Origin of the sequence: Poriferisphaera corsica, assembly GCF_007747445.1 — a bacterium.
GTDB classification, from domain to species: Bacteria; Planctomycetota; Phycisphaerae; order Phycisphaerales; family Phycisphaeraceae; genus Poriferisphaera; species Poriferisphaera corsica.
The window spans coordinates 3494049-3510136 of record NZ_CP036425.1; the positions used below are offsets into that span (position 1 = coordinate 3494049).

Here is a 16088-nt window from a genome sequence, read left to right on the forward strand (position 1 = left end):
CCGTGATGAACAACAATAACACTAACGTTCCGGCCTCGGCCGCAAATCCTCTGGGGAACAAATTTAAACCGGTTGATCCGGTTAAGATTTTGCGTCAGTACCTCTGGCTCATCATCCCCGTTTGCTTACTTAGCCCCATCTTCGCTGGCGGTGTCTGGTTCATCTGGAACAAAACCGCTCCGAAATGGCAAAGTAAACAGGTCTTCCAAGTTCAAGCAGGCAACGTCGACGTACGTAAAGCCAGCATGGATGACCTCTCCACCGGCCAGATCAACATGATCGAAGCCTACATGCAAACACAATCCATGCGCATGCAATCTGAAGACGTCTTCGCTAGCGCTCTCAACAACCCAGACCTCAAGAAAACCGATTGGTACCTCAGCTTCAACGACAAGAAGCCCCAAATGGTTAAGTCGCTCAAAAACGAAGTCATCGGCACATACATCCCACGTGATTCCCTCCTCATTGTGCTGAGCGCTTCCACCAAAAACGGTGATGACAGCAAAGAAATCGTCGCCGCCGTCCGTGACGCCTACCTCAGAAGCCTTCAAACCTCCAGTGTTGGCGATCGCCGCCTCGCTGAAGCCGCATTGGTTGAAGAGCTGAAGCGCGCGGAACAAGCCATCGAACGTCTCAACCGCAACATCCAGACCTACGCTTCTGAAAAGAACGTGGTTCTTCAACGTCAATCCAGCATCGATCTTCAAGTCAAAGAATACACCGAGCAACTCGTTCAACTCGAAGCCAGTCTCATTATGACCAAAAAGACCTACGACATCCTCGTAGCTCAACAGTCAAGCGGCGACCTCAACAACTTCCCTCCCGAAGACGAGCAAGCCGTCGATCAACTCCCAATCATCCTGGGCATGCAACAGCAGCTCAACTCCCTCGAAAGTGATCTCAAAGCTCACCTTCGCATGTATCCAAAAAATCACCAAACCTCTATCTATAAGCAAAATCTTTACGAAGAGGCACTCGACAAACTCAGCCGTGAACGCAACCAAAGACTTCGCGACATTCAGGCCGCGAAAATCTCAGAAGCTCAAAACGGTATCGAAACCTTCACAAATCAAATCTCGGGAGTCAGACCAAATCTTGACAGAGCACAAAAAGAGCTCACAGATCTCAGCTCTAACATCCAGTTCTACCAGAACCTCATCGCTCAGCGTGATGCCGAAATGCTCAACAAAGAGAAAACCCAACAAGCGCTCAACGACTTGCGTCTCTCACTCAACCGCTCTGACCTCGACCGCGTCCAAGCCATTGGACGCGTCACCGCACCAATCCTAGTTTCACCTAAAATCACAGTCATCGTCCCCGTCATCACTTTCTTACTCGTTGGTACGGCCATTGGACTCATTTTCCTCAAAGAAGTTCTCAACCAATACATCTCCTCACCCGGCGATGTCAAACTCATCAACGGAGCAGAACTTCTTAGCGTCATTCCTTCTTCCACCGAAGACAAACAATCTAAATCACCGATTGAGCGCATCGTACTCAACCACCCAACCAGCCTCATCGCGGAAAGTTACCGACAAACGCGTACCGCAATCCTCCGTAAAATGGAACGCAGTGGCTACAAAACGCTCATGATCGTTGCCGCTCAGCCCGGCAGTGGCGCTTCCGTTAACATTCACAACATCGCAACCAGCCTCTCTGTGAACGGTAAAAACGTCGTCATCCTCGACGCAAACATCCGTAAACCCAACCAACACATCCTCTGCAACACAAACTCAAACCTCGGCTGGACTGATCTCATCACAGGTCACGGCGACCTCTCAAACATCATCTGTGACAGCAACAACAGTGAGCCCGCCCTCGTCCCCGTCGGCAACACCACTGTCGCACCAGAAGCCTTTGAATCTAAAGACTTCCGCGAATTGCTCACAAATCTCGAAGCACGTTACGACTACGTCATCATCGATGCACCACCACTACTCCTCACATCTGACAGCCAGATCCTCAGCAAGATCGTTGACGCAGTTGCGATCGTCGTACACGCCGCTCAAGACAAACGTGGCATGGTCGAACGACTCCAAAACAAAATGCGTGGCAACCGTGCAGAACTCCTCGGCCTCATCCTCAATGGCGTCCAATCTAGCGCTGGCGGTTACTTCAAAAAGAACTACGAAGCTTTCCACCGCTACAGCGCCTCCGCAAACGAACGCGGCAACGCCTCTCGCGCCGCCGCTGTCTCCGCGATGCAGGACCAAACCGACAGCAACGCTTAACCTATCCATTAGTTAGTAAGCAAGGATATGATTTTGAACTCGAAAACGATCATCACGGGTGGAGCTGGGTTTATTGGATCGCACCTCACCGAACGCCTCAAAGCCGAAGGTAGGCACCTGATCCTCATCGACAACCTCTCCACCGGCCGACGCTCAAATGTCGAGTATCTGCTTGATGATCGTTGTCAATTAATCGTTCAGGACGTCGCCGATGCCTTCCAAGATCTTTCAATCATGGATGGTGTCTGCGAAGTCTATCATCTCGCCGCTTCCGTTGGCGTAAAACGTGTCGTCGATGACCCCACTGGCATGATCCAGACCAACATCCACGACACAACGCTCGTACTCGAAGCCGCCGCTGCAACCGATGCCGCCGTACTCGTCACCTCATCCTCCGAAGTCTATGGCAAATGCCCTGTCCTCCCACTACGTGAAGACATGGAACTCGTCTACGGCCCCACCACCGCCTCACGCTGGGCTTACGGCATGAGCAAAGCCATCGACGAACACCTCGCCATCGACCTACATCGCAGCAAAAATCTCAAATCCGTCATCGTCCGCCTCTTCAACACCATCGGCCCCAGACAAGTCGGCATGTACGGCATGGTCGTACCCAACTTCGTCCAACGCGCCGTCCGCAAACAAACCATCAACGTCTTCGGTGACGGCTCACAAACCCGAGCTTTCTGCGATGTCCGCGACATCACACGCGCCATGACCGAACTCATGGCCACCAAATCTTGCTACGGCAAAGTCTACAACCTCGGCTCAACGCACGAAATCACAATCAATGATCTCGCTGACCTCACCAACCAAATCGCAAGCAGCGATCAAGGCAAAACACATATCCCCTACGAAGACATCTACGGCAAGAACTTCGAAGACCCCATGCACCGTCTTCCCGACAACTCAAAAGTCAAAGCCGCAATCAACTTCAACCCGAAATACACACTCACTCAAACCATCACCGAACTCGTCAAACTCGAGCAACAAGCACTCGAATCCGAACTCGTCGACGCAAAGGATAACTGTTGAGCCTACTCCAATTGGCACAATCCGATCTTAATGTGGGGACCACACAAACCGTGCTCACCACAATTAAGCCCTTCATGGGCGTTTTCTTCATCGCCTTTATCGGCGCATTTATTGCAACGCCCATCATGCGCATGCTCGCCATCAAAAACGGCATCGTTGATTGGCCCGATCTACACCGCAAAAACCACATCGAACCCATCGCATACCTCGGCGGCATCGGCATCTTCTTCGGATGGTTCGCCGGCATCGCCTATTGCTATATCGCCAGCGGACACGACGGCAACAACCACCTCGACTTCTTCATGCTCATCAGCATCGTACTCGGCGCACTCGCCATCACACTCACCGGCCTCTTCGACGATGTCTACGGTATCTCGCCTCGCGTTAAAGTCGGCGGACAACTCTTCGCCGCCGCCGCACTCGCTCACCAGAAAATCGGCATCGAGCTCATCGAAAACATCAGCAAAATCTTCGAAATCCCCGCCTTCCCAGGCTCCGATCTCCTCTACTACATCCTCGGCACCGCCGTCATCGCCATCTTCGTCGTTGGCGGTTGCAACGCGCTCAACCTCATCGACGGTCTCGACGGCCTCGCTGGTGGCGTCACCGCCATCGCCTCACTCGGCTTCCTCGTCCTCGCCGCTCTCGCCGCCAACGATTCATTCGAATTCTCTCTCATCCTCGTCATGTGTCTCGCCATCCTCGGCGCAACACTCGGCTACCTACCCTACAACTTCAACCCCGCATCCATCTTCATGGGCGACGCCGGCTCACTCCTCCTCGGCTTCCTCTGCATCTCAACCATACTCCTATTCTCAAAAACCGGCACAGAATCCCTCAAGCTCGTCACCGCCGCACTCATCATCTTCGCACTACCCATCACAGACACATCACTCGCCATCTTCCGACGTAAAATGCGTGGCAAGCCCATCATGTCTCCTGACAACGAACACATGCACCACCTCTTCCGTCGCTCAGGCCTCTCCGTCAAAAAATCAGTCTTCTGCATGTACGCCATCGCCATCCTCTTCGCCGTCATCGGTTGCACGATGGTCGCTCTAGAATTCCCTTGGCGATTCATGCTCGCCGTCGCTTTCTTCATCTACGGCTTCATCCTCGTCACCTCCTACAAACACGGCCACAAACTCGCACTACTCGACAAAATCAAACAAGAACAAGACGCCGCACAACCCGACGAAGAACCCATCCCCGCACAAGCCGACGCCTAAATCCCCTCCATATTTCAAACCAAGCGAAACAAGCCCATGACCGCCGGTCATGGGGTGTCTTACAATTCATTCCCCTCTGCCTGCAACCAATCTTCACGATCCGCTCAAATCCGCATACCGTAATCCTTATTACCCCCCGCATAAAGACCCATGCTGCTCGCAACATGACCCCTTCCTCTTTCATCTTGAAAATCAGCCTGTCGCAATAGTCATACTCCAATCATTAAGACGCCCCTTTACGCCTCAATATCCCATCATTCACTTTGGCACACCGTTTGTACTATCTCATTCTGTGAGATGACTTCTATGTATCCCACACCTAGGATTTAGCAGTATCGAAAACGGTACAAAAGTAGATTACGTAATGCATCGCAAGGCTTGATACAACATCAGCCGCAGTAGGCGTACAACAACGCGTTAACCAAACGCCAACAACCTACTATTCAACGCATAGGCATTCACGTAATCGCTTTTAGAAACTTGAAATTCCAGCAGGCTCGCAGCCCTTTTTCTGATAGCGGACGAAGCTAGCACGCTCGCAGTCAGCCGCTACGTACACCACGCGAGTGTACCTAACGGGCTAGATAACTGGCTACTTCAACCTGCTGTGTAGATAGATCAAACAGGCTCGTTGTATCCAAACAGTACACCGAGCCTGTTTTTTCTTGCGCCCTTCCCCCCCTGTTTCGTCTCATCAAATTTCCAAACCCACCCCTGACATCCCGCGCAACAATCATCCGAACGAACGACTCAATGTATATCAATCCCCACAAGCTCACGACCGTCGGTTGTGGGGTGTACTACAACCCAACAATCCCTCGCCCTCAATCTCAATATTGACTTCATATCTAACCAGCCAATAGGCGGGATCACACCACAATCACCGTATATCTTTCCCCCCTCAAAATTCCCCAGCCATCAAACCGCCATTCCCACGCATTTCCAACACTAGAGCAAGTTGCGTGATTATCTGGAACATCCGATTATTCAGAATTCAGCAGCCAACTCTTGTAATAGGTACCCTTTACGAAACGACCCTTTGGTCAACGATTCAGGTAATTTCGCAAAACGCTCTAACCACTCGCACTTTCCTTCTTTTCTCCCCACACCGGCGGATTCAAAATCTGCAACACCAACAACGCAATCACAACAAACGGCAACGACAGCAAATACGTAATCGAAATCACACCACTAAAAAACCCCGTCACAAAAACCAACAACACCAAATACAACAACACACTCCCCAACACCACCAGCCACAACTTGCCCATAAACTGAATCCGCGGCGCCCACACCAATCCACACTCACTACACTCCCTCACACCCAATGGATGATTATGGTTGTATTGCTTCTTCGTATGCATCGCCGTCTTCGTTCCGCATTTCGGACAAAGCTCACCCGTATGCCGATCCCGTCTTGGCCCATCATTCATTTCATTCATAACAACACAAGCTCCATATTCCCTACCCCCTTCTACTTATCCCAACACAGTATCCACCTCGTGCAACAAATTGCCATACTGATACAACTCCCTTCATCATATAATCATTTCATGCCTGTTCACTTTCAACAACAATCTGCACAACTCCTCGCCATCTTCGTCGGCAAACCCACCACCAAAGGCTCCAACTCCGCAACCATATGGCACGATAAACCTTGGACCTCCGCCATCCACAAGCAGCCCGTCAACCAAACCATCCAACTCAACGAAAACAACCTCCTCGGCGACGCGCAAGCCGACCTCAAAAACCACGGCGGCCCCCATCGCGCACTCCTAATCTACCCCGCCGATCACTACCCATACTGGCGCAAACAACTCAACCTCCCCACACTCCCCTACGGCGCCTTCGGCGAAAACCTCACCATCCCCCACTTCACCGAATCACGCGTCCACATCGGCGACACCTTCACCCTCGGCTCAACCATCATCCAAGCATCTCAACCCCGACCACCCTGCTGGAAACTCGCTCGCCGCTGGAAAATCAAAAACCTCGCCATACAAGTCCAAAACACCGGCTTCGCCGGCTGGTACGCCCGCGTCCTACAAACCGGAACCATCTCCCCATCCGACACTCTCACACTCATCGATCGCCCCTGCCCCGACTGGTCAATCGACACCATCGCCCGCCTCAAATACGACTCCACCCCCAACCGCCCCGAATACGCCCAGCTCGCCGACTGCCCCCATCTCCCCCCATACCTTCGTGATCGCTTCGCAAAAAAGCACACATCCCCCGCACACTCTCTCCACCACAACCACGACACCACCCCTCGCACCCACGGCCCAAACATCGACTAACCTCCCCATCCCCATCCGCCTTCATTCCCCCCCTAATCCTCCCAATGATTCGCCCCATACCACTTTCCATCGAATACATCCCATCTCCCAATTCTTTCTCCGATCAGCCACCTTCTCACGCCAATCCGCGCGCACAAAACCAAAAATCTCACCAATTTACCCCCAATTTCTCACCATTTTTCATCCAAAGCTGCCCGATTCGTGTCCAAAACGCGCGAATTCCACCCCATAATTGACCTCATTGACACCCGCAAACACCCATTTCACCAAAAACGCGCGCACAAACGCACCGCTCATCCACTTCAAACCCGCCTCATCTCCGATCAAGCAAAACATTTTTAACATTAACAACCTCTTATTTAACTATTTCAATCATTTAGCCTTTTGATTTTCTAACCCATTTTCACTTTTTGATTTTTCATTTTGTGCGCGTTCATCACGCCCCCCTCCTCTTCAATTCGCCCCCCCTCAAGTTGCAGCCCACGTCCTGACTGCTACAATTAGCGTTCGGCCAATGCCTCGCGGCAGCGGCTGTCATTGCTGTTAATAGGCATGGATTGCATATTAACCGGCTCAATAACATTGTTTTGGATGATCGGCAGACCGATTCAAACCCTTCTTTAGGACGTGCATGATGCCATCCCAAGGGTACTCGGCCGCGATCTTTTAACCTTATAACGCCCTTATTTACCCGGTAGCACAGGTTAATCAGCTCCATATAAGTAAGCTGATTGCGAGGGCCCCTACCAAGGAGTTTTTTAGATGGCATCACTCGTCAAGGATCTCGTCGAAGCAGGCGTCCATTTCGGACACCGTGCAACGCACTGGAACCCAAAAATGGCGCCGTACATCTACGGCAAGCGTAACAAGATCCATATCATCGACGTCAAGGAAACCATCAAAGGTCTTCTTCTCGCTCGTAAATTCATCACCAAAACCGTTTCCTCCGGCAGAGACGTCCTCTTCGTAGGTACCAAGCGTCAAGCTCGCGGTTCACTTCAGAAGCACGTCAGCGATGTCGAAATGCACTGGGTCACTGAACGTTGGCTCGGCGGCACGCTCACCAACTTCCGTACCATCCGTGAGCGTCTGAAACGTCTCGAAGAACTCGAGCGTATCGAAGAGTCAGGCGACATCGCGAACTACTCCAAGAAAATGGAGTCACAGCTTCGCCGTGAGAAATCAAAGATCCTTCGCAACCTCGAAGGTATCCGTAACATGAACAAGCTGCCCGGCGCGATGATCGTCATCGACCCAAGCACCGAGCACAACGCAGTCAAGGAAGCCCGCAAACTTGGCATCCCAACGATCTGCCTCATCGACACCGACAGCGATCCAGATTACGCAGACATCCCCATCCCGGGTAACGATGATGCGATGCGTGCGATCGAAGTGGTTGTCACTTCACTTTGTGCAGCAGTCGCGGAAGGCAAGAGCAACCGCGTCGCTCAGAAGGAAGGCAAAGATTCGGGCGATGCTCCGAAGCCACGCCGCCGCTCAAACCGTGCACAGTTCTCAGCATCTGCTTCTGGCGACAAGCCTGCTGAAGCAAAGCCAGTTGAGGCAAAGCCGGTCGAAGAGAAGCCAGTTGAAGCGAAGCCTGCGGAAGCAGCACCTGCACCAGCTGAAAAAGCTGAATAATCAACGACACATACAATCCGGTTGCCCAATGGCAGCCGGATTTGTTTACCCCACCCCCCCTATTTTCCACTCACCCCCTCCTATCATCCCCACACCCACATCTCCGCATCCTCTGAAAAACTCAGTTGATTGCGAGCATCAGCTTTAATGACACGATGCGGGCAAGCTCACAAACTCATCACAACAACACCGTACAATCAATTCGGCCATTGCATTCTGCAAGGCCGATGACATGAACAAGAATCCAACCTCGTTTTCTCCAAGGAGATTACCATGGCGACAATCACCGCCAAGGACGTAATGGCACTCCGCAAGGCTTCTGGCCTGGGTATGATGGAAGCCAAGAAAGCCCTCACCGAAACCAACGGCGACATGGAAGCAGCCAAAGAACTGCTCCGTAAAAAGGGTTTAGCCAAGATGGACGGTCGTACCGACCGCGAGTCTGCTGAAGGCAAAATCGCAATCGCTGTCGAAGGCAGCAAGGGCGCGATCGTCCTCGTGAACACTGAAACCGACTTCACCGCAAACAACGATATGTTCATCGAAAAAGTGCAGATCATTGCGAATGAAGCACTCAAGAACGACGCTGGCGAAGTGGTCGTTAACGATTCAATGCAAACATTGATCGACGACATCCGCGTCACGACCAAAGAGAACGCACAGTTCGGCAAAGGCAAAGTCCTTGGCGGCGGCAACGCAACCATCGGCTCATACCTTCACTTCACCGGCAAGATCGGCGTCCTCGTCGAACTTGAAGGCGAAGCATCCGACGATTTGCTCAAAGATCTCTGCATGCACATCTCCGCGATCAGCCCTGCCCCGCTTGGCGTGAACGAAGACGAGATTCCTGCGGACATCATCGAGAAGGAACGCGAAATTGCGAAGGCACAAGCGATTGAGTCTGGCAAGCCAGAAGCGATTGCTGAGAAAATGGTCGAAGGCAAGATCCGCAAGTACTTGGACGAAGTCACACTGACACGTCAGAAGTTCGTCAAAGACGACAAGAAGCAGATCAAGGATATCCTTCCTGCTGGCGTGAGCATCAAGCAGTTCGTTCGCTACCAGATCGGCGGCTAAGACCGACTGATATGACATAAAATTAACAGCCCGTGCATGTTTGCACGGGCTTTTTTAGTTGTAAGCTAGAAAATGTAAAAATGTGCATTTATATCGCGACAATTCATTAAATCGTATTGCATTCTTCTGAAATTTAAGCAAGATTCCTGTATGCCAGAGACCGTTGCCGCGACCCCGGCCAATATCCCAACAACCAGCACAGCGACCAAGTCACTCACGATCAATATCGTCCGAGCGATTGGCGCGTTGGTTGTCTTGATACACCATGCGAATGGGTATTTTCTGCGAGCTGAGCCAACTTACGATACTGCATGGCAAGGGATTTCGCGCGTAACAACGACTTATGGTTGGACTGGCGTGACTTTGTTTTTTGTGATTAGTGGACTGTGCATTCATTTACCCCAAGCCAGGTCACAAGCTACAAAATTGAATCTAAAAAAGTACACGATCCGTAGACTGGTCCGGCTGTATCCGACATATTTCATCGTGTGTTTCGGTTTGATTGGTATGTTGATGTTGAATAACCAATTCCAAGGCGGAATCAAATCGATCATCGGCCATGTGTTTTTGTGGTACAACGAGTTTAATCCGGTGAAAGGTGAATCGTATAGTGTTGGGCCGTTCTGGTCATTGGCGGCGGAGATTCATCTATATTTTCTTTATGCGATTTGTTACCCATTGATCGTACGGCTTGGTGTTAAGCGGGTCACTCAGGTGACATTGGGTGTAACGATTATCTACTATGTCGCGCATCATTTTCTTTTTCTGTCTGGTTCTGAATTACCAAGCTATATACAGCCGCGTGATTTTGCGGTGGCGCGTTTCGGGGAATGGATGCTGGGCGCATATCTTGCGGAATTATGGTGTACGAAGAAGCTGAGTTACCAAACGCTGCCTTTGATCAAAAACAGTAAACAATTATTAATCCTATCTATTGGTTTGATTGCTGTTCCGATCGCATTGAGTGAGATATGGCGTGATCAATTTTATGTCTATATCATCAATATTCCGATTGCGATAGCCTCGTTTTATTTAATCGCTTATTTGCTGATCCGAGAAGACGAGAATCGCGGGGCAAGCAGAAAGGGGCTGAAGCATTTCACGGTACATCTCTTAGATAAGATTGGTGATCGTTCTTACAGTTTGTATTTAATCCATCTTGCAGTGATCTCCATTGTGGGCCGCATTATTTTTACAAAGGTTTTGAAGATCCAGGACATTGATGCGTATGCGGGTTCATTTTCATTATTTGCGGTCACCATATTGGGTATTGCGGTCTCGTTTTTGTTAACTGAATTGCTCTACCAATTGGTTGAGAAACCATCGCACAAACTGGCTCGCCGTTTAACTCGGCCTACGAAATAGAGACCGCTCTCGGTATTTACATTTTTTGATGCATTCCTTATAACTATTACAGCATACGATCAGGAGTGCATGATGAGATTAAATCTAATTCTGGTGATCATTCTTATCGCTTTTGCAGGTGCGGGTTGTACGACATCGCATGGGATTGCGAAAAATGATGTGAAGTTTACGCAGGTGATGGCGGAAAATAAGACAAGTATCGGCTTGGTTAGCTATAGCGTAGCGCATGATGGGAATTATGAAGAGAAGCAGATGCTGCAGGCAAACGCGCGGACTGCTGAGCAAAATGGGGTGATTGGTTTGTTGGTTGGCATGGGCGTAGAAGCGACTATGAAGTGGAATATTCCTACGGAAGAACAGAGGCATGCGGTACGGATACTGGACGAGAAAGTGAGACGGCAGCTTGTATCTAACCTAGGGATAGAGGTGCCGCCACTGCTTACGTATCAAGCAATCGCTCCGGCAAAGGGTTTGCATCAACGCAAAAAAATTAAGTATGCGATCACGGGACATCGGCTTGCGTCGGGGTTGGTGGTGGATTTCAGTTTCACACAGAAATATGTGAGCATGTTTGATTACGAATCGGTCGTGCGTGGCAAGTGGACGATTTATGATACGGACGGGAAAGCGAAGTTAGTGATTCATACAGAGAACATGTTGCCTGAAATGCATCGGGTGGAGGATACGCGGGAGATAGAGCATCATACGTACTACCTGAATACGATCCGTGAGGCGACGGAGGATTTTGCGATTTTCCTTTATGAGGCGCTGCAAGAGCAAAAAGAGTAGGGTAAGTAAAGATGTGTGCGTTGAGGTGTGTGGAGAGGGGAGAGGGAGTGGTTGCATGCAAGTGACGAGAGATTGCAAGACACCCTGCAACCGGCGGGCGCGGGCTTGAAGAATATATGGATATTGGTGTGTGTGGGGGGGATACTTATATCATGAAGGGATGGGGGGACGTACACTGATCTTGATTCTAGATCAGGAGATATCATGTTGAAATCATGTCTATGGGTGTGCATTTGCTTGATGATGATTGGTATTGCTGGCTGCACGATGCCGCATGGGATTGCGGAGAACGATACGCAGTTTACGAGGCCGCTATTGACGAAAAAGTCGCCGATATCGTTGGCGAATGTGACGATTCTGCATGCGGGCGATCCGGAGACGAATGATATTTATGGTGTGCATACATCAAGACAGGCGAAGAAGTTGGCGGCGGGGGGGGCATCAAATTTAGTGGATATGAATGACAATCGGCCGACGTCTGGACAGGCCGAGGCGATGGGCGTGCTGGATGATCGGATGGTGATGCAGATGCGTGAAGAATTGTCGACTCAGCTTGGGCCAATGGTGACGTATCGGCAAGCGATCCCGACGGTGCATGATGAGAATCCGCAGCATGTGCAGCAATTTATCCAGCGACATCGGCTGGCAGCTGCGATTGATGTGAAGATTACGATGATGTTCCAAGCATTATTAGGAGGCGAAGCAAAGCCTGCGATACGGACTGAATGGCGGCTGATTGATCCTGAGAGTGAGGTCAGGCTGGCGATCAATACGCTGACGATGTTGCGGGTTGATGAGAAAGTTGGGGATACACGCGATGAGTCGCATCATGCGGCATATTTGGCAGCGGTAAGCGAAGCGACGGAAGATTTTGCGGTATATTTTTACCAGGCGATGACACCGCCAAGAGTGAAGTAGGCGAAGCGTGATTATTGGGACAGAGAAAGACCCCACCAGTACAATATTCGTACAGCCATACCGGTACAGTTAAAATTATATAATGATTATAGGTATAATTGTTCCCTTTAAAGCTAGTTTTGAGCTTGTTGCGAAGTATTTTCATCTCTTTTTGAATTATACTGCTTTTACGTGTTTCGCATTATGCTGCATTTAAACAGGCGTATGTTGGGCAAGTTACGGCGAGTTATCAAAGATTGGGATTGCTCGAAAAACAGATTTCAGCCTGACAAACGTCTATTAGATGCGGCAAATAGCCGAAACATGCCAATAACATCAGTTTGAATCAGAAGAAGAGGTGGATCAGATGATCACACAATCCCCCCCGGAAGTGGCTTGCTCGGCGCCGGAGCTTGGCGGTGTACAAAGCCGTGAGGCGGTTTCGGCCGATACGTGTAACGTGACACGACAGATTTGGCTAAATGGGAAGCTTGTGCCGGCGGATCAGGCGACTGTATCGGTTTACGATCATGGTCTGCTATATGGGGATGGCGTGTTTGAAGGAATACGGCTATACAACGGGCGGGTATTCAAGGCGGGGACGCATTTGAAGCGGCTGTATGAGTCGGCGCACTCGATCCGGCTGGAGATCCCGTACACGCTAGAAGAGTTGGACGCAGCGACGCGACAGACAGCTGATGCGAATGGGCAGCGGGATGGGTACGTGCGGCTGTGCGTGACGAGAGGTGCGGGGACGCTTGGGATTCATCCGTTTAAGGAATGCAAGCCGAACGTGTTTATTATCGTTGATAAGATTTCGGTGTATCCGGCGGAGTTGTATGAAACTGGGTTGGAGATCATCACGGCATCAACGATTCGGAATCATCCATGCGCGCTGTCGCCACGCATTAAGTCGATGAACTATCTAAATAATGTACTGGCAAAGATTGAGGCGATTGATGCGGGTGTATTGGAAGCGGTGATGCTAAATCATGAGGGGTTTGTGGCGGAATGCACTGCGGACAACTTGTTTGTGGTGCGAGAGTATTTGGGCGAGTTAACGCTGATCACGCCGCCTTCGAGTGCTGGGATCTTAGAAGGGGTGACGCGGAACGAGATCATCAAGCTTGCGAAGAAGTTGGGGATTGCGTTTCGTGAGGAGAACCTGACGAAGCATGATTTGTACACGTCAGGGGAAATTTTCTTAACGGGTACGGCGGCAGAAGTCATACCGGTCACGAAAATCGATAACCGAGTGATTGGGGGAGGTGAGCCGGGCGAGATGACGTTGCGGTTGCGTGAGGCGTTTCAGTCGCTTGTGGCTGAAGATGCCCCTGAGGATTAAATCAGGGAAAAACAAGTATAAATACCTCTAAGCGCCCACACTCTACGCGTGTGGGTTCTTTTTATACAATGTGTGCATGAATGAGTCATACAAGAAAAGTCCGTTGCCTGAACCGTGTTATCTGACGGCTGATATTGAGGGGACAGGGGGCGTGATTAAGCAGCGGCCAGAGGATTTTTTGGTTGAGGAGTTGCCGCTGTATGAGGCAGGTGGCGAGGGGGAGCATGTGTATTTGTTTATTGAGAAGCGCGAGATGACGACGCTGGATGTGGCGAGGCGGATTGCGCGGGCGTTTCATGTGCGGAAGTCGGATGTGGGGTATGCGGGGTTGAAGGATAAGTATGCGATCACACGCCAACACTTTTCTGTGTATCTGCCTAAGACGGGGACGGAGGATGAGGGGTTACAAAATTTACTGCTGCATAAGAATATGACACTGCTTTGGCATGATCGGCATTTGAATAAACTGCGGAGAGGACATCATGGGGGGAACCGGTTTGTGGTGCGGATTAGAGATATTGAGATTTCGGCGATCATGCGGGCTAAGAAAGCGTTGGATGTGCTATTGAAGCAAGGCGTGCCGAACCGGTTTGGGATGCAGCGGTTTGGGTACCGGAACAATTCGCATACGCTGGGGTACCTGCTTTTGACGAAGCAGTATGAGGCGTTTATGGATGAGATGCTGGGGTATGGGACGGAGCTGGATACGGAGCAGTTGCGTGTGGCGAGAGGGCATTATCGGGACGGGGATTTGGATGCGGCGATTGAGGCGTGGCCGAAGGCGCTACGGTTCGATCGGCAATTGGTAGATAATCTGCGGCAAGGGAAGTCGGCGGAACGTGCGGTGTTGGCGGTGGATTCGACACAACTCAATTTGCTGATATCGGCGGTGCAGTCGGCGGCGTTTAATGATGTGGTGGAGCGACGTGTAGGTGATGGCACGTTTAATCGGTTGATGGCTGGTGATTTGGCGTTTATTCATGGGAACCGCGCGGTATTTGCGGTGGATGAAGCAACGGCGGCACTAGAAAATGGTGAAGGTGGCCGAATTAGCTCGTTTGAGATTTCGCCGTCCGGGCCAATGTGGGGGGCCAATATGACTCAGGCGGAAGGTGTGGTTGGGGAATTAGAACTCGAAGCGCTGAATAGACAGCAATTGACGCCGGAACAGATGGTGGCGCATGACCGGAAGATTTCAATTGATGGGGCGAGAAGGCCGCTGCGTATTGAGATGAAAAATCTGGATATGGATGGCGGTTGCGATGAGCATGGGAATTATATTCGTTTGGCTTTTGACTTGCCGCGTGGCGCGTTTGCGACGAATATTTTAGATGAGATTATGAAAATATAACTCATCATATTGATCCGGAGTCTTTGACATGGCAAAAACGAATGAAGTGCCAGCATACTGTGCGCATGAGGGGGTGTATCGACAGATTGAGGCGAAGGAATCCAAGACGTGGAATGAGCATATTGGGCAGCCTGCGATCGAGAAGGCGTATGTTCGATTTCTGGATGATCTTTGTGAGGACGGAGTGATTCATGAGCCTAAGCGTCTATTAGAGCTTGGGTGCGGTACGGGGCAATTACTGCGATATTTATGCGGGCGGTTTGGAAGTTTGGGGCATGGGATTGATGTGAGCAAGACAGCGATTAAGCTGGCGAAAGCGCAGACGGACGTTAAGGGGATTACGTTTCAGACGGGGGACGTGACGGATTTAGCGGCGAAACATGCGGGGAAATATGATCTGGTGGTAGATGGGCTATGCTTGCACTGCTTGACGGATGAGGAGGATCGGGACGCTTTTATTGAGTCTGTTCATGAGGCACTTACTAAGGAGGGGATTGGGATTATTTATACGATGGCAACGCCGATATTGCGGAAAGAATTCCAAGAGCAGTTTGGGAAGCTGTATGGGAAACGGACTTATTTTGTGACGGCGGATGCGGACAAGTATTCGGATGCGGAAGTGATTGATGGACAACTACAGATTCCGACTCGTTATTTCGAGCATTACAAGAACATCATGAAGAGTTTGGTAGATCATGGTTTGCTGCCGATGGCGTTTCGTGTGAAATTGCCAACAGAGAGCAAACCGCTGACACATTTAGCGGTGGCGGTGAAGAAGGTTGAGTTGTAGTCGATTGACTGTGCGTGTGTATACAGAAGAAAAAGAAA

The 16088-nt window shown here is 50.6% G+C and carries 14 protein-coding genes; 12 read left to right on the forward strand and 2 right to left on the reverse strand.

Annotated elements, in window-relative coordinates; genetic code table 11:
• The first annotated feature begins 5 nt into the window (after positions 1-5).
• Genes KS4_RS14290 through KS4_RS14300 form a run of 3 tightly spaced genes read left to right on the forward strand, consistent with a single transcriptional unit; the run spans position 6 to position 4495 of the window.
• Positions 6-2231 (forward strand): polysaccharide biosynthesis tyrosine autokinase, encoded by a 2226-nt coding sequence (locus KS4_RS14290; protein ID WP_200761291.1) that lies wholly within the window; start codon positions 6-8, stop codon positions 2229-2231.
• Positions 2232-2264: 33 nt separating this feature from the next.
• Complete coding sequence (locus tag KS4_RS14295; protein WP_200761292.1) at positions 2265-3266, forward strand: GDP-mannose 4,6-dehydratase; 1002 nt, start codon at positions 2265-2267, stop codon at positions 3264-3266.
• On the forward strand, positions 3263-4495 hold the full coding sequence (locus KS4_RS14300; RefSeq protein ID WP_145079553.1) for a glycosyltransferase family 4 protein: 1233 nt from the start codon (positions 3263-3265) through the stop codon (positions 4493-4495). The genes KS4_RS14295 and KS4_RS14300 overlap by 4 nt, the downstream gene beginning before the upstream one ends.
• Positions 4496-5568: 1073 nt before the next feature.
• On the opposite strand, the gene KS4_RS14305 is transcribed toward KS4_RS14300, so the two are convergent.
• Positions 5569-5937 carry a hypothetical protein gene (locus KS4_RS14305; RefSeq protein ID WP_200761293.1) on the reverse strand — a complete coding sequence of 123 codons (369 nt, stop codon included), beginning with the start codon at positions 5935-5937 and terminating at the stop codon, positions 5569-5571.
• A 111-nt stretch (positions 5938-6048) separates the two neighbouring features.
• Between KS4_RS14305 and KS4_RS14310 the strand changes: the two genes are divergently transcribed.
• Positions 6049-6795: an MOSC domain-containing protein gene (locus KS4_RS14310; protein WP_200761294.1), complete on the forward strand. Its 747-nt coding sequence runs from the start codon at positions 6049-6051 to the stop codon at positions 6793-6795.
• A gap of 180 nt (positions 6796-6975) precedes the next feature.
• On the opposite strand, the gene KS4_RS17705 is transcribed toward KS4_RS14310, so the two are convergent.
• Complete coding sequence (locus KS4_RS17705) at positions 6976-7140, reverse strand: hypothetical protein (RefSeq protein ID WP_200761295.1); 165 nt, start codon at positions 7138-7140, stop codon at positions 6976-6978.
• Between the two features lie 417 nt (positions 7141-7557).
• On the opposite strand from KS4_RS17705, the gene rpsB reads away from it, so the two are divergent.
• The 8 genes from rpsB to KS4_RS14350 all read left to right on the forward strand — a co-directional run bounded on the left by rpsB (position 7558) and on the right by KS4_RS14350 (position 16050).
• Positions 7558-8436, forward strand: coding sequence for a 30S ribosomal protein S2 (gene rpsB / locus KS4_RS14315; protein ID WP_145079562.1), 879 nt, complete (start codon positions 7558-7560; stop codon positions 8434-8436).
• A gap of 273 nt (positions 8437-8709) precedes the next feature.
• A complete protein-coding gene (gene tsf, locus KS4_RS14320; RefSeq protein ID WP_145079565.1) occupies positions 8710-9513 on the forward strand; it encodes a translation elongation factor Ts in 804 nt (267 codons plus the stop codon).
• 150 nt (positions 9514-9663) lie between these two features.
• Complete coding sequence (locus KS4_RS14325; RefSeq protein ID WP_145079568.1) at positions 9664-10878, forward strand: acyltransferase family protein; 1215 nt, start codon at positions 9664-9666, stop codon at positions 10876-10878.
• A gap of 72 nt (positions 10879-10950) precedes the next feature.
• On the forward strand, positions 10951-11667 hold the full coding sequence (locus KS4_RS14330) for a hypothetical protein (RefSeq protein WP_145079570.1): 717 nt from the start codon (positions 10951-10953) through the stop codon (positions 11665-11667).
• 204 nt (positions 11668-11871) lie between these two features.
• The gene (locus tag KS4_RS14335; RefSeq protein WP_145079573.1) at positions 11872-12585 is read left to right on the forward strand and encodes a hypothetical protein; all 714 of its coding nucleotides are present in this window, start codon (positions 11872-11874) and stop codon (positions 12583-12585) included.
• Positions 12586-13024: 439 nt separating this feature from the next.
• Complete coding sequence (gene ilvE / locus KS4_RS14340) at positions 13025-13909, forward strand: branched-chain-amino-acid transaminase (protein WP_145081714.1); 885 nt, start codon at positions 13025-13027, stop codon at positions 13907-13909.
• A 76-nt stretch (positions 13910-13985) separates the two neighbouring features.
• Complete coding sequence (gene truD, locus KS4_RS14345) at positions 13986-15260, forward strand: tRNA pseudouridine(13) synthase TruD (protein ID WP_145079576.1); 1275 nt, start codon at positions 13986-13988, stop codon at positions 15258-15260.
• Between the two features lie 28 nt (positions 15261-15288).
• Positions 15289-16050, forward strand: coding sequence for a class I SAM-dependent methyltransferase (locus tag KS4_RS14350; protein ID WP_145079579.1), 762 nt, complete (start codon positions 15289-15291; stop codon positions 16048-16050).
• Positions 16051-16088 lie beyond the last annotated feature (38 nt).